This window comes from Epibacterium ulvae (genome assembly GCF_018678075.1).
GTDB lineage: Bacteria > Pseudomonadota > Alphaproteobacteria > Rhodobacterales > Rhodobacteraceae > Epibacterium > Epibacterium ulvae_A.
The window spans coordinates 1-20,206 of the sequence record NZ_JAHHIR010000060.1 but is presented as its reverse complement, the minus strand read 5'-3'; the positions used below and the strand labels follow the sequence as shown (position 1 = coordinate 20,206).

The 20,206-nt window shown below is 57.6% G+C and carries 17 protein-coding genes; 6 read left to right on the top strand and 11 right to left on the bottom strand.

The window, feature by feature from the left end; genetic code table 11:
* Nucleotides 1-9: 9 nt before the first annotated feature.
* The 5 genes from rodA to KMP13_RS14215 are packed head-to-tail and all read right to left on the bottom strand — an operon-like array spanning nucleotide 10 to nucleotide 5,655.
* Entirely contained in the window at nucleotides 10-1,149 is a 1,140-nt protein-coding gene (gene rodA / locus KMP13_RS14235) for a rod shape-determining protein RodA (protein ID WP_215266571.1), read from the bottom strand.
* Complete coding sequence (mrdA, locus tag KMP13_RS14230; RefSeq protein WP_215266569.1) at nucleotides 1,146-3,095, bottom strand: penicillin-binding protein 2; 1,950 nt, start codon at nucleotides 3,093-3,095, stop codon at nucleotides 1,146-1,148. Before mrdA ends, rodA begins: the two co-directional genes overlap by 4 nt.
* On the bottom strand, nucleotides 3,095-3,631 hold the full coding sequence (locus tag KMP13_RS14225; protein WP_215266567.1) for a rod shape-determining protein MreD: 537 nt from the start codon (nucleotides 3,629-3,631) through the stop codon (nucleotides 3,095-3,097). The genes mrdA and KMP13_RS14225 overlap by 1 nt, the downstream gene beginning before the upstream one ends.
* Nucleotides 3,624-4,556: a rod shape-determining protein MreC gene (gene mreC / locus KMP13_RS14220; RefSeq protein WP_215266565.1), complete on the bottom strand. Its 933-nt coding sequence runs from the start codon at nucleotides 4,554-4,556 to the stop codon at nucleotides 3,624-3,626. Before mreC ends, KMP13_RS14225 begins: the two co-directional genes overlap by 8 nt.
* A gap of 52 nt (nucleotides 4,557-4,608) precedes the next feature.
* Nucleotides 4,609-5,655, bottom strand: coding sequence for a rod shape-determining protein (locus KMP13_RS14215; RefSeq protein ID WP_215266612.1), 1,047 nt, complete (start codon nucleotides 5,653-5,655; stop codon nucleotides 4,609-4,611).
* 257 nt (nucleotides 5,656-5,912) lie between these two features.
* On the opposite strand from KMP13_RS14215, the gene KMP13_RS14210 reads away from it, so the two are divergent.
* A complete protein-coding gene (locus tag KMP13_RS14210) occupies nucleotides 5,913-6,701 on the top strand; it encodes a 23S rRNA (adenine(2030)-N(6))-methyltransferase RlmJ (protein WP_215266562.1) in 789 nt (262 codons plus the stop codon).
* Nucleotides 6,702-6,707: 6 nt separating this feature from the next.
* Here the strand turns inward: KMP13_RS14210 and KMP13_RS14205 are convergent, their stop codons facing one another.
* The 3 genes from KMP13_RS14205 to KMP13_RS14195 form a co-directional block, all read right to left on the bottom strand.
* Nucleotides 6,708-8,132: a tetratricopeptide repeat-containing sulfotransferase family protein gene (locus tag KMP13_RS14205; RefSeq protein WP_215266559.1), complete on the bottom strand. Its 1,425-nt coding sequence runs from the start codon at nucleotides 8,130-8,132 to the stop codon at nucleotides 6,708-6,710.
* 127 nt (nucleotides 8,133-8,259) lie between these two features.
* The gene (locus KMP13_RS14200) at nucleotides 8,260-9,834 is read right to left on the bottom strand and encodes a 2-isopropylmalate synthase (protein WP_215266557.1); all 1,575 of its coding nucleotides are present in this window, start codon (nucleotides 9,832-9,834) and stop codon (nucleotides 8,260-8,262) included.
* A 210-nt stretch (nucleotides 9,835-10,044) separates the two neighbouring features.
* The gene (locus KMP13_RS14195; RefSeq protein WP_215266555.1) at nucleotides 10,045-11,442 is read right to left on the bottom strand and encodes a PLP-dependent aminotransferase family protein; all 1,398 of its coding nucleotides are present in this window, start codon (nucleotides 11,440-11,442) and stop codon (nucleotides 10,045-10,047) included.
* A 92-nt stretch (nucleotides 11,443-11,534) separates the two neighbouring features.
* Here KMP13_RS14195 and KMP13_RS14190 point away from each other — a divergent pair, with 92 nt between their 5' ends.
* Nucleotides 11,535-12,197 carry a pyridoxamine 5'-phosphate oxidase family protein gene (locus KMP13_RS14190; RefSeq protein WP_215266553.1) on the top strand — a complete coding sequence of 221 codons (663 nt, stop codon included), beginning with the start codon at nucleotides 11,535-11,537 and terminating at the stop codon, nucleotides 12,195-12,197.
* A 61-nt stretch (nucleotides 12,198-12,258) separates the two neighbouring features.
* On the opposite strand, the gene KMP13_RS14185 is transcribed toward KMP13_RS14190, so the two are convergent.
* Nucleotides 12,259-13,701, bottom strand: coding sequence for an MORN repeat-containing protein (locus tag KMP13_RS14185; RefSeq protein WP_215266551.1), 1,443 nt, complete (start codon nucleotides 13,699-13,701; stop codon nucleotides 12,259-12,261).
* Between the two features lie 167 nt (nucleotides 13,702-13,868).
* On the opposite strand from KMP13_RS14185, the gene KMP13_RS14180 reads away from it, so the two are divergent.
* Complete coding sequence (locus KMP13_RS14180) at nucleotides 13,869-15,527, top strand: NAD+ synthase (RefSeq protein ID WP_215266548.1); 1,659 nt, start codon at nucleotides 13,869-13,871, stop codon at nucleotides 15,525-15,527.
* A 182-nt stretch (nucleotides 15,528-15,709) separates the two neighbouring features.
* Here KMP13_RS14180 and KMP13_RS14175 read toward each other — a convergent pair whose 3' ends face one another.
* Entirely contained in the window at nucleotides 15,710-16,642 is a 933-nt protein-coding gene (locus KMP13_RS14175; RefSeq protein ID WP_215266546.1) for an MBL fold metallo-hydrolase, read from the bottom strand.
* A gap of 125 nt (nucleotides 16,643-16,767) precedes the next feature.
* Here KMP13_RS14175 and KMP13_RS14170 point away from each other — a divergent pair, with 125 nt between their 5' ends.
* Both KMP13_RS14170 and gltX read left to right on the top strand, forming a co-directional pair.
* Complete coding sequence (locus KMP13_RS14170; RefSeq protein ID WP_215266544.1) at nucleotides 16,768-17,211, top strand: DUF1801 domain-containing protein; 444 nt, start codon at nucleotides 16,768-16,770, stop codon at nucleotides 17,209-17,211.
* Between the two features lie 142 nt (nucleotides 17,212-17,353).
* Nucleotides 17,354-18,679 (top strand): glutamate--tRNA ligase, encoded by a 1,326-nt coding sequence (gene gltX, locus KMP13_RS14165; protein ID WP_215266542.1) that lies wholly within the window; start codon nucleotides 17,354-17,356, stop codon nucleotides 18,677-18,679.
* Nucleotides 18,680-18,776: 97 nt separating this feature from the next.
* Here the strand turns inward: gltX and KMP13_RS14160 are convergent, their stop codons facing one another.
* The gene (locus KMP13_RS14160; protein ID WP_215266541.1) at nucleotides 18,777-19,343 is read right to left on the bottom strand and encodes a gamma-glutamylcyclotransferase family protein; all 567 of its coding nucleotides are present in this window, start codon (nucleotides 19,341-19,343) and stop codon (nucleotides 18,777-18,779) included.
* A 95-nt stretch (nucleotides 19,344-19,438) separates the two neighbouring features.
* Here KMP13_RS14160 and KMP13_RS14155 point away from each other — a divergent pair, with 95 nt between their 5' ends.
* Nucleotides 19,439-19,888: an RrF2 family transcriptional regulator gene (locus tag KMP13_RS14155; RefSeq protein ID WP_215266540.1), complete on the top strand. Its 450-nt coding sequence runs from the start codon at nucleotides 19,439-19,441 to the stop codon at nucleotides 19,886-19,888.
* Nucleotides 19,889-20,206 lie beyond the last annotated feature (318 nt).

Sequence of the window (20,206 nt, the reverse complement as noted above, 5' to 3'; positions counted from 1 at the left end):
GTACAGTCCTCAGCGTGGGCGGTGGATATTGGCGCTTTGTACCAGACCAAACGCCGCCATCAGAACCAACATCGCGGACCCACCATAAGACACCATCGGCAGGGGGACACCAACAACAGGCGCCAGGCCCATTACCATCGACATATTCACCGCAAAGAACAGGAAGAACGTCAGGGCGATGCCCATAGTCACAAGCGACGAGAACCGGTCCTTGGTGGCGATGGCTGCCGCGACACAGAAGACGATGATCAGCATATAGAGCGTCAGAAGGGTAACGCCGCCAATGAACCCGAACTCCTCCGCTAAAGTGGTAAAGATGAAGTCCGTGTGTTTTTCCGGCAAGAAGTTCAGCCGCGATTGGGTCCCTTGCATAAAGCCCCGTCCAGACCAGCCGCCAGACCCCAGTGCGATTTTGGACTGGGTGATGTGATAGCCCGCGCCCAGTGGGTCTTGGGACGGGTCAAGGAAGGTATCAATGCGGCGGAATTGGTAGTCTTTGATCAGCTGCCATTCGGTGCCACGGCTTTGGAAGACAGCTGCAACCAGTCCAACACCAGCCGAGATTACGGCGGCAAAATAGGCCCAGTGCACGCCCGCCAGGAACATGACACCCCCACCTGAGGCCATCAGCAGAATAGAGGTTCCAAGGTCGGGCTGTTTAAGGACCAAGGCGGTGGGGATCAAAATCATCGCCACCGGCATCAGGATCCAAAAAGGGCGCGATGTCCGCTCTTGTGGCAGCCAGTCGTAATAGGCTGCTAGCAGCATAACCAAGGTGACCTTCATCAATTCCGATGGCTGCAGTCGCATGAAACCGACGTCGATCCACCGCTGCGCACCCATGCCGACAGTGCCAAAGAACTCCACCGCCAAAAGCAGTGCGAATGAGCCGAGGTAGGCGACAACCGAGACGTTGCGCCAGAACCAGATTGGGATCAGGGCGACAAACAGCATCACACCAAGGCCGAGCAAGAACCGTTTCAATTGTGGTTCAACCCAAGGTGCGAAATCACCACCTGCCACGGAATAGAGCATCAGGAAACCAACGCTGGCGACGGTTGCCAGCAACAGTACAAGCGGCCAGTTCAGAAACAGAATTTTGCGCAGGCCGGTCGGCGTCGATTTTGCGTGATAGGCGAGATAGCTCATGCTTGGTCGCTCCCGGCTGCGCGGGCCTGGCGGATTTCGCGGGTCAGACGTTCTTGTTGCGCTTGGATGAGGCTGCGGTCTGACTTGGGGTAGGCATCAAGCGGCGGCGTGCCGTCATAAAGCGCTTGCAGCAGAACGTCACGGGCTATCGGGGCGGCTGCCTTGGAGCCGCCGCCGCCATGTTCGACCACGACGGAAACCGCGTATTTGGGTTTGTCATAGGGTGCAAAGCAGACAAAAAGCGCGTGATCGCGCCGCTCCCACGGCAGGTCCTCGTTACGGATCACGCCTGCTGCGCGTTCCGCGGCGGTGATGTTTCTCACCTGGCTGGTGCCGGTTTTGCCGGCCATGCGAATGCCATCTGCCACAATCCGGTTGCGATAGCCGGTGCCGCGCCGTTCGTTGCTGACCGAATACATACCCCGGCGCACCACGCGCAGGTTGTTTTCATTAAAGCCGAGGGAGTCGCCTGCACCTGAGGGCTGTTCGACACCGTCCAGAGACTTGATCAAGCGTGGTGTCACCGCACGCCCCGTTGCAAGCCGCGCCGACATGACTGCCAATTGCATGGGGGAGGCGAGCATATACCCCTGACCGATCGAGGCGTTGACCGTATCACCAACCCGCCAGTCCTGTTGGTGCACACGCTGCTTCCACTCTTTGTTGGGCGCCAATCCTGCCGCAACAGCAGACATGGGAATATCGTGACGCACGCCGATGCCAAACCGTTTTGCCATGTCCGAGATCTTGTCGATGCCTACCTTCACCGCCAGATCGTAGTAGTAGACATCGCAGGACCCTTTGAGCGATCCGTTCAAATCCACATGCCCGTGCCCTGCACGTTTCCAACAGTGGAACCGGCGCCCCGCAACTTCCAGATGGCCGGGACACCAGACAGTGTCTTCTGTGCCGATCAACCCCGCCTCCAGCGCAGCCATGGCGACGACCATTTTGAACGTGGAGCCCGGTGGATAGATGCCCTGCACCGATTTGTTGGCAAGCGGGCGATAGGGGTCTTCTGTCAGGATGCGGTAGTCCGCGACAGAGATGCCGCGCACAAACAGGTTTGGATCAAAGCTGGGTGAGGAACAGATCGCCGCCAAGTCGCCGTTTTCGCAATCGATCACGACCGCGCTGGCGCTTTCACGGCCAAGGCGCGCTTGAACATAGGTCTGAAGGTCGGCATTGAGCGTCAGCTGCATATCCGCACCAGCAGTGCCCTCACGGCGGCTCAATTCACGCATAACGCGGCCTGCCGCATTGACTTCGACCTGTTTGGTGCCCGCCTTGCCGCGCAACACGCCTTCGCTTTTGGCCTCAAACCCGACCTTGCCGATTTGGAACCGTGGTTCTTTCAGGATGGGTTCGGGGTCTTCGATCTGGCTCAAATCATAGTCAGAGACGGGGCCGACATAGCCCACCACATGCGCCAGACTGTCCATCATGGGATAGCTGCGCAACAGGCCAATTTCTGTCGAGATGCCGGGCAGGGCAGGCGCATTTACTGCAACTTTTGAGATGTCTTCCCACTGGATCTGGTCCGCCAAAGTTATCGGGCGGAACGGCGCGTTGCGATTGCGCCGCATCTCGGTCCGGGCACGTTCCAGATCGTCGGAGTCCAGATCGATCAGCAGCGAAAGATCGCGAATGACTTTCTCAACGTCGCCCGCGTCCTCGGGCACGATGTTGATCCGGTATGACGGTGTGTTCCGCGCCAGGATTAAACCGTTGCGATCAAAAATCTCACCCCGGGCAGGGGCCAGGAGTTGAAACTTGATCCGGTTTTCCTCGGCCAGCAGACGAAACTGGTCCGCCTGATCCACCTGCAGAAACCGCATACGCATGGCCAGACCGCCGGCAAAGGCCAGCTGTGCGCCCCCCAACAAAAGAGCGCGGCGGGCAAAAACTCGACCAGATCCGTCTTGTTCCTTTGGATTGCGTTTCATTAGCGGTTTCCTATGGCATCTGCTTCGACCGGAGTCAGCTTGCGCACACCCAATACAGTTTGGCTGAAAGCAATGAGAATCGGGTAAATTCCAATTGTCATGATCATCTGGATCATTGTCAGCGTCAAAGAGGCTTGCGCAACGCCCGTCAGGTTCAAAACAACGCGATTGAGCGCGGTGACGGCGGCAATGGCCAGCGCAACCTCGATCCATTCCGCCATAAACGTCGTTTCCCGGTTGGACAGGATTCGCACCTTGAGGATCTCGCAGGCCAAAATGATCAGCAGGGCCATCAACCCCGGCGGGCGCTGGAACAACAGATCAGACAGCAGTAAAAGTGTCGCGAGCAGAAAGGCGGGCACATAATCCGGCCGTCTAAGAGCCCAGACAAAGGCCAAGCCCATGATCAGATCCGGTGGTGCCCATTGTCGCGGCTGTGTTTCCAGCGGGAGCAGTTGGAAGAACATAATGATCAGCACCAACAGGGAAAATGTCCCCCGCATCAGCCAGACACGCGCGCGTTGACCGCTAGCCATTGTCGTCCTCGCCCTGCGCCAATTCATCAAGGTTTTCAGGCCGCGCCCGAGGGGTTGTCGCGTCCGGGGCAGGGACCACCAAACCACCAGAATCCGAAATCACTTCGGTGCCATGGTGGCGCAAGACACGCAGAAATTCCAAACGTTCGTAATCTGCCGACAGACGTACGCGCAAACGTCCTGACGGATCCTGAGCGACCTGACCGATCAGCAGACCTGCCGGAAAGACACTGCCGTCACCAGAGCTGATCACCCGGTCACCGGGGCGCACCAAATCGGAGTTTTCCAAAAAGTTAAGCACCGGCGCCGCCGTGTTGTCGCCGGTCACCAAAGCGGTCTGGCCCGAGGGTTGGATCGTCGCGGGCACGGCCATCGCGGTATCAGTGAGCAGGATCACTCGTGCAGTGTTGCGTCCGGTGCCGGAGATACGACCTACAAGGCCGATCCCGTCCATCGCGGCCCAGCCGTCCTGAATGCCGTCCCGCGCGCCCACGTTCAGCAAGACGGACTGGCGAAATGGTGAGCCACTGTCGGCCATGACAACCCCGGTGATAAAGGTCAGTCGAGGATCAAGGCGGACATTGTTCAAATCCAACAGACGGGCGTTTTCCTGTTCCAGCTGGAGCGCGGCCTCTTTCCAGGCACGCATCTGGCGCAACTCAGAGCGCAGTTCTTGGTTTTGTTCCGCGAGCCGCTGGTAGCTCTGGAAATCACGGAGCAACTTGATGGTGCCGGTTACGGGCGCCATGGCCCAGTCCATATTGGGGACAAAACGATCAACCACCTGCGCGCGAAACCGTTCAACGCGGGGATTATCGATGCGCCAGACCAGAAACATAGCCGCAAGACACAAACACAGGATCCCGATGAGCAAGCGGCGCAGCGGGGTTGTATAGTCTTCGCGCTGAGTCCGGTCTCGGGACACGTTGTTCCTTTCGGGGATGGCGCTTCCCGATCAGGCCGGGAAGGTCAACGCCTCAACTTTCGTAGTCAATCGCGTGGGCCAGCTGTTTTTCAAACTCCAGCGCCTTGCCGGTGCCCAGAGCCACGCAGTTCAGACTTTCATCGGCAATCGATACTGCCAAACCGGTCTGTTCGCGCAGTGCCAGATCCAGATCGCCCAACAGCGCGCCCCCACCGGTCAGCATGACGCCACGGTCCACGATGTCGGCCGCCAGATCCGGCGGAGTGGTTTCAAGCGCGGTCATCACCGCTTCGCAAATCTGCTGAACGGGTTCGGCCAGGGCTTCAGCAACCTGAGCCTGGCTGATTTCGATTTCTTTGGGCACGCCATTCAACAGGTCACGCCCCCGGATCTGCATCGACTGGCCACGGCCGTCATCGGGCATGCGCGCGGTGCCGATGGATGTTTTGATCCGCTCTGCGGTGGCTTCACCGACCAGCAGGTTCTGCTGGCGACGCAGGTAGGAAATAATCGCCTCGTCCATGCGGTCACCACCGACACGCACCGAACGTGCGTAAACAATGTCACCCAGGGAGAGAACCGCAACTTCGGTTGTACCACCGCCGATATCGACAACCATGTTACCGGTTGGATCGGTGATCGGCATGCCCGCACCAATGGCCGCAGCAATAGGTTCCGCAATCAGACCCGCACGGCGCGCGCCAGCGGACAGAACCGACTGACGGATCGCACGTTTTTCAACGGGTGTCGCACCATGAGGCACACAAACGATGATCTTGGGTTTCGAGAAGGTCGAGCGTTTGTGCACTTTGCGGATGAAGTGTTTGATCATCTCTTCCGCAGTGTCGAAATCGGCAATCACACCTTCGCGCATTGGGCGGATCGCTTCGATCGAACCCGGCGTACGGCCCAGCATCAATTTCGCATCTTCGCCAACGGCCAGGACCTTTTTGACGCCATCTTTGACGTGATAGGCAACAACGGACGGTTCGGAGAGAATAACACCGCGCCCTTTTACGTAGACAAGGGTATTTGCAGTGCCAAGGTCGATAGCCATGTCCGAAGTGAACAGACCGCCTAGATTTCCGAAAAACGCCATATAGTCGGGATCCTGTAAGTTCAGCGATTGCACACCGACTCCCATGAGAGCCAATGAGGTTATGATCTTATAAGCAGCGCGGGCTGATGGTGAAAGACTGGAATCGGATCTGGCAGCGCCTTTTCGCTTGCCCCAGAGAAATGACTTGGAGGCAAAGGGGATAGCTGGCGCAATCCCCCATAAAGCGAACGATAGATTCGCATAAAAATCCAGCAGTTTCCCATTTCACAATTGTTGGACACCGGGTACAGGGGGGGATGCTCTCCTATCAACATATCTATCACGCAGGCAATTTGGCAGATGTGCAGAAACATGCGCTTCTGGCTTGGATGCTGTCCTATCTCACCCGCAAGGAAAAGCCGCTGACCTATATGGAAAGCCATGCGGGGCGCGGGCTCTACCAGTTGGATGCGCCAGAGGCGGTCAAAACCGGTGAAGCGGCGGCCGGCGTGGAGCGTGTGTTGACCGATGGGATTTTGCCACCTGATCACCCGCTTTTGGAAGCGATTGCCGATATACGTGCCAAACACGGTGACCATGCCTATCCGGGATCGCCGGTGATTGCGGCGTCTTTGCTGCGGGTGCAGGACACTATGCATTTTGCGGAATTGCATCCGCAGGAATTTGCGGCACTAGAGGATGCTCTCAAGGGCACGGGTGCCCGCAATCGTCAACAAGACGGGTATGACTTGGCGCTGTCCATTGCGCCGCCGACGCCGCGCCGAGGGATGTTGTTGATCGATCCAAGCTATGAGGTGAAAACCGAATACGCACGCCTACCGGGCATCATTGCCAAGCTGCATCGCAAATGGAACGTTGGCATCATCGCCTTGTGGTATCCGATCCTGCGTGACGGACGCCACGCACAGATGCTGAACGCGTTGGAGCATCAAGGCTTGCCGGGCGTTGTGCGGCACGAGGTTACCTTTCCAGCCGCCCGCGAAAACCACGGCATGATTGGATCCGGCATGTTCATCGTGAACGCCCCTTACGGTATGGAGGCGCAGGCAAAGCAATTGGATCAGCTGTTCTCTCATCTCGTGTGATTGTGATCAGCCGAGGTCTGCGTCTCTTGCTTCCCAATCCTTGATCCATCTCCAACCACCGAGCGCGTCGATCAATGGAGCGAGGTGGCATTCAAATTTTTGCCACTTCCCAAGGCCAGAGGAGTTTACCCCGTTGCGAACCTGAGCGGAGTAGGCGGTGACCATCGCCTGTTCGGAGCTCTCAGGGGACATACACGCCGGGTCCCATGGCATTTCGAGATGATTCAAAATAGCCTGCATTTGGGGTTCGGTATTTGTCACCAATGCTCTGTACGATTGCACCCGCAGGGAGTCACCTAGCTTTGATTTGAAGTCGTCCAGGCTCCTGTAGGTCTGGCGGATCATATGCCCAATCCATTCGAGCCTGCGTGTGTATTCATAGCCGTCTTTGAGGTTCGTTGTAAAAAGCGACAAACCAACGTCCAAAGGGTGACGCATCAAGAATATAGAACGGTTTTGCGGTAGGATCATCTGAGCAAAACCCAATTCAAACCGATTGTGAGGGAGCTTGTTGATCACTAGGCTCGGTTTTGCACCAACTGGCAGATGGACATTTGAAAAGAAGCTGGAGCGCGCATGTTCTAAAGTGGATTGCCCGACCGTGTTGGTCCATGACCAGTAATTTGCAGGCCCGTCTTGTTCTTTTATCTCGGCAAGGGTCTGGGCCATCTTCCTGGCCCCCACAAGTTCGGTGCTTTCGTTCGTACTTGCTATTTCCGGATGCCGAGTCAGCATGGCATCCAAAAGGGTTGTACCCGAACGCGGCAGCCCGACAATGAAGGCGAAGTTTGGTACATTCCCTTGAGGAGGCTGCGCAATCCTAACGGGTGACTTGAACGCTTTTCCTTGTGCCTCGACCTCATTTTCAATCTCAGTTGGCGAATAGGGGGCTTCTTGTAGAGCGTTGGATTGCGTAAAAAGCATGAATGCTTCATCTGGGCTGTGCTTCTTAAGGATGTGCCCAAGTGCCGTAAGCAAGGTGTAACGGTTGTTACGAGACAATGACGGATCGTCCAAGAACTGCCGAAGCCGCTCGGTAGTTGGATTGCCAGGTTGCAAATCTTCCACGAAGGTCAGACCAATATAGGCGTCGACATTGTCCGGGTTATCTTGGATCAGCGCATGGTAGATAGCTTTGGCTGCTTCAGTTTGCCCGATCTGTCCCAAACGTCCAGCCAAGCAAAAGATGCTCTGCTGCCTTTGAGGATACATTTGCACCACAAGCTGTAAGACAGACAATGAACGCTGTTTCATTCCCAGCTGCCAGTAACACTCTGACACCAGTTCCAAGAGGTCTGGATTCTGGGGGGCTTGTGCAACAAACGGCTGAAGGTAGGAAAATGCCGATGTGTACTGGCCATCCTGCGCAAATCGGAGATATGTTCCAATCTCAAATTTTGCCGGATTATTTGTGTGCGCAAGGTGTGACATTTGACCTCCAGGTGCTCTTTGCACAGCGGAGATTAAAAGGAAGTTTTTATGAAATTCTTAAGTTGGAAAGCCTCTTAGATGAGTGTGGGGTTGGACACCTCAAAGAGGTATCCAACCCTACGTTTCCCTAATGGACATCTTTGTACGAGATCTCACGCGCGTCGACGCCTTCACCGATCTTGCCACGGCGCACAATCAGACGGTTCAGCGCGTGGATATAGGCTTTGGCCGAGGAAACCACCGTATCAGTATTGGCGCTTTCACCGGTTGCGATATTGCCGTCTTCTTCCAGACGAACCGTAACCGTCGCCTGCGCGTCGGTGCCGGCGGTTACCGCATGCACTTGATAAAGCTGCAGGCGCGCGGTGTTCGGGTAGATCTTGCGGATCGCTTTGAAGGTTGCGTCAACCGGGCCGTCCCCTTCGGAGGTGGCCGTGATGTCCTTGCCGTCGACTTCCATCTCAACCGTTGCTTCGGCCGGACCGCCGGTGCCGCAGACCACTTTCATCGACACCAGTTGCAGGTGATCTTCTTCGGCGTTTTCACTGACGCGCATCAGGGCGATGATATCATCGTCCAGCACTTCTTTCTTGCGGTCCGCCAGTTCTTTGAAGCGGACAAACAGGTCTTTCAGCTGGTTGTCACCAATCTCAAACCCCAGTTGCGAAAGCTTGTCGCGCAGCGCCGCACGGCCAGAGTGTTTGCCAAGCGGCAGTGAGGTGCCGGACAGGCCCACATCCTCCGGGCGCATGATCTCAAAGGTTTCTTTGTTTTTCAGCATGCCATCCTGGTGGATGCCAGATTCGTGAGCAAAGGCGTTTTTGCCCACGATCGCCTTGTTCGGTTGCACCACAAATCCGGAAACGGTCGAAACCCGGCGGGAGATATGCATGATCTTCTGGGTGTCGATGCCGGTGGTGAATGGCATGATGTCGTTGCGCACTTTCAGCGCCATCACGACCTCTTCCAGCGCGGTGTTGCCCGCACGTTCACCCAGACCGTTGATAGTGCATTCGATCTGACGCGCACCACCGGCCACAGCCGCCAGCGCGTTTGCAGTCGCCATGCCCAGATCGTTATGGCAATGGGTGGCAAAGATCACATCATCCGCGCCCGGCACAGTCTCGATCAGACGTTTGATCAGATCAGCGCTTTCGGCAGGGGCGGTGTAGCCGACGGTATCGGGAATATTGATCGTCGTCGCACCCGCTTTGATCGCAATCTCGATCACTCGGCACAGATAATCCCATTCGGTCCGGGTCGCATCCATCGGCGACCATTGAACATTGTCCACCAGGTTGCGCGCGTGGCTGACCGTGTCGTGAATCTTGTCAGCCATCTCATCCATGGTGAGGTTGGGGATCGCCCGGTGCAGCGCGGAGGTGCCGATAAAGGTGTGAATGCGTGGCTGCGCGGCCTTGCGCACCGCTTCGGCGCAGCGGTCGATGTCTTTGAAATTGGCACGTGCCAGACCGCAAATCATCGCGTTCTTTGACCGTTCGGAAATTTCGGAAACCGCGCGGAAATCGCCTTCGGAGGCAATCGGGAAACCGGCTTCGATGATATCGACGCCCATGTCATCTAGAAGCTCGGCAATTTCCAGCTTTTCATCATGGGTCATGGTCGCGCCGGGGCTTTGTTCGCCGTCACGCAGTGTGGTGTCGAAAATAAAGACGCGATCTGTGTCAGATGCTGTTGTCATGTCGGTAGCTTTCTTTGTCTCTGTCCTAAATCCATTCTGTGGCGCGCATGCCAAACCCTCTGAGCGGACGCGCCGAATGGCACGCTCAGAGGCGGATTAGGAGCAGTAGGTCGTGCAGAAGCGCACCGCAAAAAGCGGTGTCGGCTGTCATGATATCTGCACGCATGGTCATGTGGCGATTTATACAGGTGGCGCGGCAAATGAAAAGGGTCAAATCGCAGCTTTATGCGCAACGCTCACATGACGGCCCAACCGGGCGATGAGATCCGGAATATCGGCAACCTCAGAGCGGCAGAAGCCGATCAACAGACCACGCTGACTGCCGTTTGGATCACAGGCGGACAGGGGTTGCACCGCAAACCCCTCTGTTGCGGCGGCTGCACATATCGCGTGATCATCAAGGTCGGCGGACAGGTGAAATGCGATCTGCATGCCCGCGCGGTGGGTCTGGAACGTGCCCCAATCCTGTGGCCAGCGCTGCAGTGCGGCCACTGCCGCCTCGTATCGTTCACCATATCGACGTCGGGCGCGGCGGATGTGGCGATCATATAGCCCCTCTGCCATAAAGATCGCCAAAGGGCGCTGCGCGGTGATACCCGCGCCTGCACTGGGGTGAATGAACCGCTGGCGCATTTTGGGAACCAATGTGGTGGGCAAGACCAAGTATCCAAGGCGGATCGAGTGGGAAAACGTCTTGGAAAACGTCCCCACATAGAGACAACGCCCCAGTTGGTCGAGCCCGGCCATAGCCGGCACGGGTTGACCCGCGTAACGGAATTCACTGTCGAAATCGTCTTCGATAATCCAGGCATCCTGCGCCTTGGCTGCACTTAGGAATGCGCGTCGTTGCGCAATTGGCAGCGTGCCGCCTAGGGGGAATTGATGGGACGGTGTCAGCACGGTGACTTTGGCCAACTTGTCCGGCGCTTCCGGTCCTTGCGCCCCCGGCGTCAGCCAGCGCACGGGCCAATTGCGTGCCGCTACAAACCGGTGCAGCGGCGCAAACCCCGGACTTTCAAGACCAATGTCTTGCCTATCAATGGTCAGATCAATCGCCAGTTCCAGTGCTTCACGCGCGCCTGAAGTGACCAGAATTTGATCTGCGAAACATGTGATACCGCGCCAACGCCTCAGGTACGTCGCGATTTCCTGACGCAGCATGTCGTCGCCAAATGGATCACTGAGCAGGCAGAGCGCTTCGGGCGTGCTGCGCGCCACCCGTGCGAGGGTACGGGCCCAGGCGCGGGTGGGAAACAGCGTTGGATCCGGGTCTCCGGGACGCAACACCTCGGGCCGCGCCGACGGGGCAGGGCGTGGGCTTGGCGTGGACGTCGTTGATACAGGAACATCCGCCAACGGGGTGATATCGGTCGCAAAAACGCCTGAACCACGTCGCGCGGTCAGATAGCCTTCAGCCGTTAACTGGTCAAAGGCCAGCACAACCGTGCTGCGCGACACCCCAAGGTCCAGGGCCAAGGCGCGCGACGACGGCAGGCGGGTGCCTTGTGCAATTTGTCCCTCTGCAATGGCCCCGCGCAATGCCTGGGCCAGTTGCGCGTATCGGGGCGCGGGGTCATCGAAGGAGAGTAGGGCAGAGAGATCAATCATATTGGTATGCAACAATAGTCAAAAACTGGATCTTATGAAGTGTCCAATTGTCGCGTAGCTCTGCTTTTCAAACGCAACCAAGGAAGCAGGCCATGTCCCAAGCCCCCGACACATCCGATTTGAAAACCGACCGCAGCCGCCTGCGCCGCTCACATGAGCGGGGTCACTATGATCGCGAAGCCATCGACGCGGTTCTGGCTGCGATGCCAATGGCCCATATCGCCTATGAAATGGACGGTGCGCCATCGATTTTGCCAACCCTGCAATGGAGAGAGGGCGATTACGTCTATTGGCACGGCTCCTCCGCCAGCCGAGCCTTGCGCGCGATGGAGGGGCGCAAAGTCTGTCTGAGCGTGTCTTGTCTGGATGGTTATGTCCTGGCGCGCTCCGCCATGCACCATTCGGTCAATTTCCGGTCTGTTATGCTGTTTGGAGAGGCCGAGCGGGTGCATGGCGATCACGCGGCAAACAGTCTTGAGCTGATGTTTGATGCCTGGTTTCCCGGCCGGTGGGAGACCTTGCGCCCGATGAACGCGCAAGAGTTCAAGGCGACCGCCGTGATGCGCATGCCAATCACCGAAGGTGCCGCCAAAGTGCGCACTGGTGGTCCAAGCGATGACGAGGAAGACTATGCCTTGCCGATCTGGGCCGGTGTGCTGCCGATCACCATAACGCTGCATCCGCCAGTAGACGATCCAGACGCCCGGCTGGAGGTGCCGCAGCCTGCGCATTTGGGGGATGTCAAAATCGGCTAAAAAAATCCCCCGCTCGGAAAAGCCTAGCGGGGGTGTTTTGAGCGCAACGATGTAGACGCGATCACTCGGTGGCCGGAACGACCTCAGCTTCGGTGCCCTCAGCCGCTACAGGGGCGACGACCAAGGCGCCATCATCCCATTCGCCAGCTGCTTCCTGCCCGCTGGCATAGCGAATGACGCCGGGGCCCTGGCGTTTACCGTTGAGGAAATTGCCTTCGTAGATGTCCCCGTTGGTGTAACGTGCGATCCCTTTGCCGGTGATCTTGCCCTGGTCCCAGTTGCCCTCGTAGCTGAAACCATCAACCATCACGATCTTACCGGTTCCATGGCGCTGCCCGACGTCAAACCCGCCGGTGTAGACTGAACCATCAGCATAGGTGACAACCGCCTCGCCGTGACGCAGGTTCTTGTCCCAGTCGCCCTCGTAACGATAGCCATCGGAATAGGTCATCACCCCGCGTCCGTGGTGTTTGGCATTTTTGAACGTGCCTATATAGGTCACACCATTGGGGTAGATCGATTTGCCTTCGCCTTCGATCACGCCGGCTATCCAGTTGCCCTCATAGGAGGAGCCGTCCGCATAGGTGACTTTCCCCTCGCCATCCGGCAGATCCGCGCGAAACTCACCCTTGTAAACCGAGCCATCGGGATAGGTGACCTCACCAGCGCCTTCGATTTGACCACCAGACCAATTGCCGGAGTACTCATAGCCATCGGTGCCCTTAAAGGACCCCGTGCCGTGGCGCAGGTCATCCTCAAAATCGCCCTCGTAAACTGAGCCATCCGCATAGTTCAGCTTGCCGCGACCCTGACGACGCCCGGCAACCAGCGGACCCTCATAGATGTCACCATTGGGCAGCGTCAGCTTGCCCTGGCCGTGCATTTGGTCGTTGAGCCATTCGCCTTCGTAGATCAGGCCATCGGGCAGGGTGAGTTTGCCGAAGCCATCCAGCTTGCCGTCACGTACGTCACCTTCGTAGGTGGCACCATTCGACTGCAGGATTTTCCCTTTGCCGTCTTTGTGTCCTTCGACCCAATTGCCGGTGTATTGGTAACCATCCGGGTTGGTCATCGTGCCATGGCCGTGATGTTTTCCATCGGCGAATGTGCCCTCGTAGCGCATGCCATTGGCGTAAATCGCGATCCCTTGCCCGTTTATGACACCATCACCCCATTCGCCTTCATAGGTGCCGCCATCCGCAAAGGTGATCTTGCCGATGCCTTCGGGTTTGCCTTTGGCAAATTGCCCCTCATAGATCGACCCATTGGGGAACCGTGCGACACCCTGGCCGTGGATTTCCCCCTCGACCCAGGCGCCGGAGTATTCATAGCCATTGGGCAGGGTGTATGTGCCGGTGCCATGTTGCAACCCGCCTTTGAATTCACCCTCATAGATGCCGCCGATCTCATCCTGCGTGGTGATGGGCTGACCGTCTTGCGCCCAGGCCGCGCCGGTCAGCGCCAGAGCGGTCGTGATTGCGGTGATAGTGCCAAAGCGGATCATGTGAACCTCTGCCTGCCTTTTGGAGACGCACCCCCAAGGGGCGCCGATGCTTGGGCAAAAACTATGTCAGCAAGTGCAATGTCGCAATCTCTTTTACGGCGTGGGCTTCCCCTCGGCGGCTGATCTGATAAATGGCAAGGAGAGCGACTGAAAAAGTGTAGGACAAAATGGCTGATCGATTTCGCATTACTCTCGCACAGTTGAACCCGACTGTAGGCGACATTGCCGGAAATGCAGCCAAAGCGGTGACGGCCTGGGAAGAAGGTGCTGCCGCCGACGCCGATTTGGTCGCGCTGCCAGAGATGTTTCTGACCGGCTATAACGCGCAGGACCTGGTGATGAAGCCCGCGTTTCACCAAGCAGCTAAAGCGGAAGCGGAGGCGTTGGCGAAACGCTGCGCCGATGGTCCAGCGCTTGCGGTCGGCTGCCCCTGGGCGGAAGATGGCAAATTGTACAACGCCTATCTGATCCTCAAGAACGGGAAGATCGCCAGCCGTGTTCTGAAACACCATTTGCCGAACGAGACGGTCTTTGACGAGGTGCGCATCTTTGATGCAGGCCCCTTGGGTGGCCCCTATGTGGTTGGCGAGACGCGCGTTGGCTCGCCAATTTGTGAAGACGGGTGGCACATTGATGTGGCCGAAACGCTGGTGGAAACCGGTGCTGAGTTCCTTTTGATCCCCAATGGTTCGCCCTATTACCGCAACAAAATTGAAGTGCGGCAGAACCATATGGTGGCCCGCACGGTTGAGACCGGCTTGCCGGTGATTTACCTGAATATGGTTGGTGGACAGGACGATCAGGTCTTTGATGGCGGTACTTTTGTCCTGAACCCGGGCGGCGGCCTGGCGCTGCAAATGCCAGCGTTCGAGGAGGCTGTAACGCAGCTGGATCTTGAACGCACCGCAGAAGGCTGGCGCGCGGTCGAGGGTGAAAAGGCACATATGCCAGATGAATGGGAGCAGGACTATCAGGTGATGGTTCTGGCCCTGCGCGACTACCTGCGCAAAAGCGGATTTGCCAAAGTGTTGCTGGGCCTGTCTGGCGGCGTGGATTCCGCGCTGGTGGCGGCCATCGCGGTCGACGCAATCGGAGCAGACAACGTGCGCTGCGTAATGCTGCCGTCCGAATACACGTCCACAGAATCTCTGTCCGACGCTGAAGCGGTCGCCAAGGCGCTGGGCGTTCACTATGACTATGTGCCGATTTCTGAGGGGCGCGACGCGATCACCAAAACGCTCGCGCCGCTGTTTGCGGGCCGGGATGCGGATTTGACCGAAGAGAACGTCCAATCCCGCCTGCGGGGTCTGTTGTTGATGGCGATGTCAAATAAGTTTGGCGAGATGCTGCTGACCACCGGTAACAAATCCGAGGTCGCTGTTGGGTATGCAACCATCTATGGCGACATGAACGGCGGCTATAACCCGATCAAGGATCTGTATAAGACGCGGGTGTTTGAAACCTGCCGCTGGCGCAATGCCAATCACCGGGATTGGATGATGGGGCCGGCAACCGAAGTGATCCGCCCTAACGTGATCGACAAGCCCCCTTCAGCGGAGCTGCACGAAGACCAAAAAGACAGCGACAGCCTGCCAGATTATCCGATCTTGGATGCGATGCTGGATATTCTGGTCGATCAGGACGGCTCGGTCGAGGATTGCGTTGCTGCCGGTTTTGATAGGGCAGAGGCCAAACGGATAGAGCATCTCGTTTTCCTCAGTGAATACAAACGCTTCCAATCGGCTCCGGGCGCACGTTTGACGCCACGCGCCTTTTGGCTGGATCGCCGCTACCCCATCGTGAACCGTTGGCGCAGCTCAAGCTGATCACACAACCTGTTTGGAAAAACACCGGCTGAGCGCTCCCGCCTGTCTCGGTTTGCAGGCAATCCTGTGCCAGTTGGGCGAAGCACCGCGCACAGCGCGGTGCTACGCCCAAGATCGAGGTCGGTGCCCGCCTTTTGGCGGGGAGGGGCCGAGGGCGCGGGAGCACCCCCAGCCGCTTCACCTTAGATCGCGAATTGATAGCTGACCGGCACAAAACGGAAGCCGGAACCACGGGTTTCAACAAAACCCATGCCAGGGAAAGGCATGTGGTAACCGATCATCGGGATCTTATCGGCGGCCAGCATGTCCATCTTGGCGCGACGAGTCGCGGCCGCGAGGTCTTTGTCGCCGTCAAAGGAAATCGCCCACTCAGGGTTATGGAACGCCCAGATGTAGTGGTTCGCCATGTCTGCGGTCAGCAGCAACTGTTGGCCTTCGCTTTCCAGCATATAGATGGTGTGGCCGGGAGTGTGACCTGGCGCGGCGATGGCAGTGACGCCGGAAACAACGCTTTCACCGTCTTTGACAAAAGTGGTCTTTTCCGCAACTGGGGTCACGTTCTTTTTCACCAGACCGCCCACGCGGTGGGTCTCATCAAAGCCGGACCAGAAGTCATACTCTTTCGCAGCCGTCACGTAACGGGCATTCGGGAATGTCACATGACCATCGGTCGCCATTCCGCCAATGTGGTCAGGATGCATATGGGTGATGACAACAACGTCGATCTGCTCGGGTGTGATGCCCACTTCGGCGAGGCCGGCTTGAATGCCGCCGTTGCCCAGGCCTGTATCAAACAGAACCAGCTCGGCACCTGTGTCCACAAGAGTCGGCGTGAAATAGAATTGCGCCGCATCTGCAGAGATGAAGTTCTCAGCGGAGACTTTCTTGAATTCGTCTTCGGTGGTAGTGCTGCCAAAGATGTCAAAGGCGTCTTCGCGACGAGCGGAACCGTCCAGAATGGTGGTGACGACGAATTTACCGATCTTAAAGCTGCGTGCGATTATGCTGTTGACCGGAGTCACGCTTGCTTTGGCCAGCAGAGGTCTTGCGGCCAAGGACAAGGGCAGGGCGGCAGCTGCGCCAAGCGCTGCGCGACGGGACAGTTTGAAAGACATTGTGGAACCTCATTCCATAGGGGGCTTCGAACAGGCGTGTTCTTGCGCACATTAACAACTGCTTGGCGATTTTGGGATGACGAGAGCGTGAGCATTGCTACAGTATGAAGTCAGAGGTGAGACCGATGACCAAGCCTTCAAAATCCGGAAACAAAACCACTCCGACCACGCAGGATGTGGCGGCGTTTTTGGGCGGCGTCGAGCCCGCGCGCAAGGCAGCCGAGGCGCGAGCGCTGGATCTACTGTTTCGACGAGTCACCGGATTGGACGCGCAGATGTGGGGTCCAAGCATCATTGGCTACGGCAGCTATCACTATGTCTATGACAGTGGCCGAGAAGGGGACTTTCTCGCCACCGGTTTCTCCCCCCGCAAAGCGCGACACTCGATCTACATCATGCCCGGCTACCAAGACTACGGTGAGATTCTGGCGCGCCTTGGCAAGCACAAGACAGGTAAGTCCTGCCTATACGTGAACAAGCTGGCGGATATCGATATGGATGTTCTGGCCGAGCTGATTGCAAAAGGGCTCAAGGATCTGGATAAAATCTGGTCCGTGTCGCCAACGTAAATCAAGCCTTTACCTTCTTTTGGCACCTCCAAAGTGTGCTGTGCGTCACCTTGCCGGTGCGCTGCAAAAGCCTGCGCCAACCGGGGCGAACTGGACAAAGCAGCCTGCATATGACAGAGCACATCGCAACAGGAGATGCTTGATGACCACCACCCGATTTGCTCCGTCGCCCACCGGATATATTCACGTGGGCAACCTGCGCACCGCGCTGATGAACTATCTGATCGCCCGCAAGGCTGGCGGCACCTTTATCCTGCGTATCGATGACACCGATCCCGAGCGCTCCAAAGAAGAATATGTCGACGCGATCAAGCAAGACCTCGAATGGTTGGGCCTGACCTGGGACAAGGTCGAGCGCCAGTCCGAGCGTATGGATATGTATGTGGCGGCCGCTGACAAGCTGCGCGATGCGGGCCGTTTCTATGAGGCGTTCGAAACTCCGGTCGAGCTGGATCTCAAGCGCAAGAAACAGCTGAACATGGGCAAGCCGCCGGTCTATGACCGGGCGGCGCTCGCGCTGTCTGACGCTGAAAAAGACGCGCTGCGCGCAGAGCGTGGCGATGGCGTGTGGCGGTTCAAACTGAACCATGCCCGCATCGAATGGACCGATGGGATCGGGGGCGACACCTCTATTGACGCGGCATCCGTGTCTGACCCGGTTCTGATCCGCGGCGATGGGCAGTTCCTTTATACGCTGGCCTCCGTTGTCGATGACACCGATATGGGTGTGACCCATGTTGTGCGTGGCTCCGACCATGTGACCAACACCGCAACCCAGATCCAGATCATGCAAGCGCTTGGGTTTGACCATCCGGAATTTGCCCACCACTCTCTGTTGACCGGCCCACAGGGCGAAGCGCTGTCTAAACGCCTGGGCACCCTTGCGCTGCGTGATCTGCGTGAACAGGGCGTGCAGCCCATGGCGCTGTTGTCCTTGATGGCGCGTCTTGGCTCGTCGGATCCGGTTGAACTGCGGACAGGCATGGCCGAACTGATCGAGGGCTTTGATGTCTCCCGTTTCGGCACCGCGCCGACCAAATTTGACGTTCAGGACGTCTTCCCGCTGACCGCCCGCTATCTGCAGGCGCAATCGGCCGAGGATGTTAAGGCGGATCTCGACGCATTGGGTGTGCCTGCCGACCAACAGGCGGCCTTTTGGGGTGTAGCGCGTGAAAACATCACAACGCTCGCGGATCTCGGCCAATGGTGGACGCTCTGCCAGGACGGTGCTGAGCCAATGATCGCAGAGGATGACGCAGATTTCGTGGCCGAGGCAATGAAGCTTCTGCCCGAAGGCCCCTATGAGGCTGACAGCTGGAAGAGCTGGACCACGGCTGTAAAAGAGGCCACAGGCCGCAAAGGCAAAGGTCTGTTCATGCCATTGCGCAAAGCCGTCACCGGCATGGAGCGTGGCCCCGATATGGGAGCTCTGCTACCGTTGATGAAAGTGGTGCGCGCACGCGGCTAAAGCCGCCCGGCTCAAAGGCATCGTTGAAATAACAAAGGCGCGGCCAATCGGGCGCGCCTTTTGCATGTCTATGGTTGCTCTATGGCTGCGACGGCCCTTAGCCCATGACCCGTTCCGCAGCTGTCTGTGCCAGCCAGTGATCCACCAACTCTTGCTCCGATGTGCTCAGTACTTGCGCACGCGGATATTTGGGGTCGGCGCGGTCATCCACAAAGGGGCGCGCCCAATTGTCCGTGGTCTCGAAAAACCCTGCAACGCCCGCCTCGCCAAAGACCCGCAGATAGCCTTGCACCACCACATCCAGATAGCTCATCCAGACGGGATAGGCAGGGGTGGTCTTGTGCTGGACGGCGGGCGCCACCGCATAGACCTGAATATCGGTGCCCGTTGGCAGATCATGGGTGACGCTCTTGGCGGCGGCCAGCCGTTCATAGGCGTATTCCCGTTGATCCAGCGCCACCCAATCCGCATCGGGAACGGCCGCGACCAGCCCGTCAATCTCAAACTCAGGCGCACGCACGGCGGTCAAAAAGGCCTGACCCCGCTCTTCGGCCTGAACCCAGGCACGTTTCCAACCGCTCAGGCGGGCAGGGCGAGGATCCACGTAAGTGTGGGTGGAAACATTGACCAAACTTCCGTAGCCAAAGAAATAGGGGTTCTTCATATGCGCTTTCTCCGATTCCTATTGATGTATGTCAAACCGGCCTTTGGCCTGCTGTGCAACCCTCATGCATCCATTGTTCTACCCGGAGATGTCCCATGCGTATCACCAAACGGACCAATATCGCTGTGCGGTTGCTGATGTATTGTGCCGCCAATGACGGCCGCCTTGTCACCAAGGCAGAGATAGCTGACCGCTGCAAGATTTCAGAGAACCATTTGGCACAGGTGATCAACCAGCTCAGCCAGCGCGGATTTCTGAACACGCACCGTGGTCGGCGCGGCGGTATTGCGCTTGCCCGTCCCGCCAGTGAGATCCGGGTGGGCGACGTCTTCCGCCAGGTCGAAGGTCCGGTGCCGATCATCGAATGTTTTGGCGATGGCGAGGATTCCTGTCCGCAATTGGATGTGTGCCGCCTGCGCACCGCTTTGTCGGATGCGGCCCATGCCTTCTTTCAGGCTTTGGACGAGGTTACGCTCGATGCGTTGATCTGTGACCCGTCAGAGATGATGGATGCCATGCGCCCTGCCGCCTGCGTGCGCGCCTGACCATAGGCAAATCACCGCTCCACCTCTTCATCTCCGGATTCGGGGCCGGTCTGGGTTTTTGAACGCCGGTTCGCATATGCGAGTCGGCGTTTGGTTTGGGATTCCCGTCTATTTTGTGGATAAGTGTGTTGGTATGTTTGTTTTATGTTGTTCTTCGGTGATTTGGGGGTTTCGTTGGGTTGGCCTCACGGTGGTTTGGCCTGTTGGTTTTGTGTATTTCTGCGAAACTTATCACGGTTAGGTCATTGATATTGTTTATTTTTTTATGTTTTGTGTGATTTCTTTTATGTTTTTGTGATTTAGGGGTTGCGGGTATAT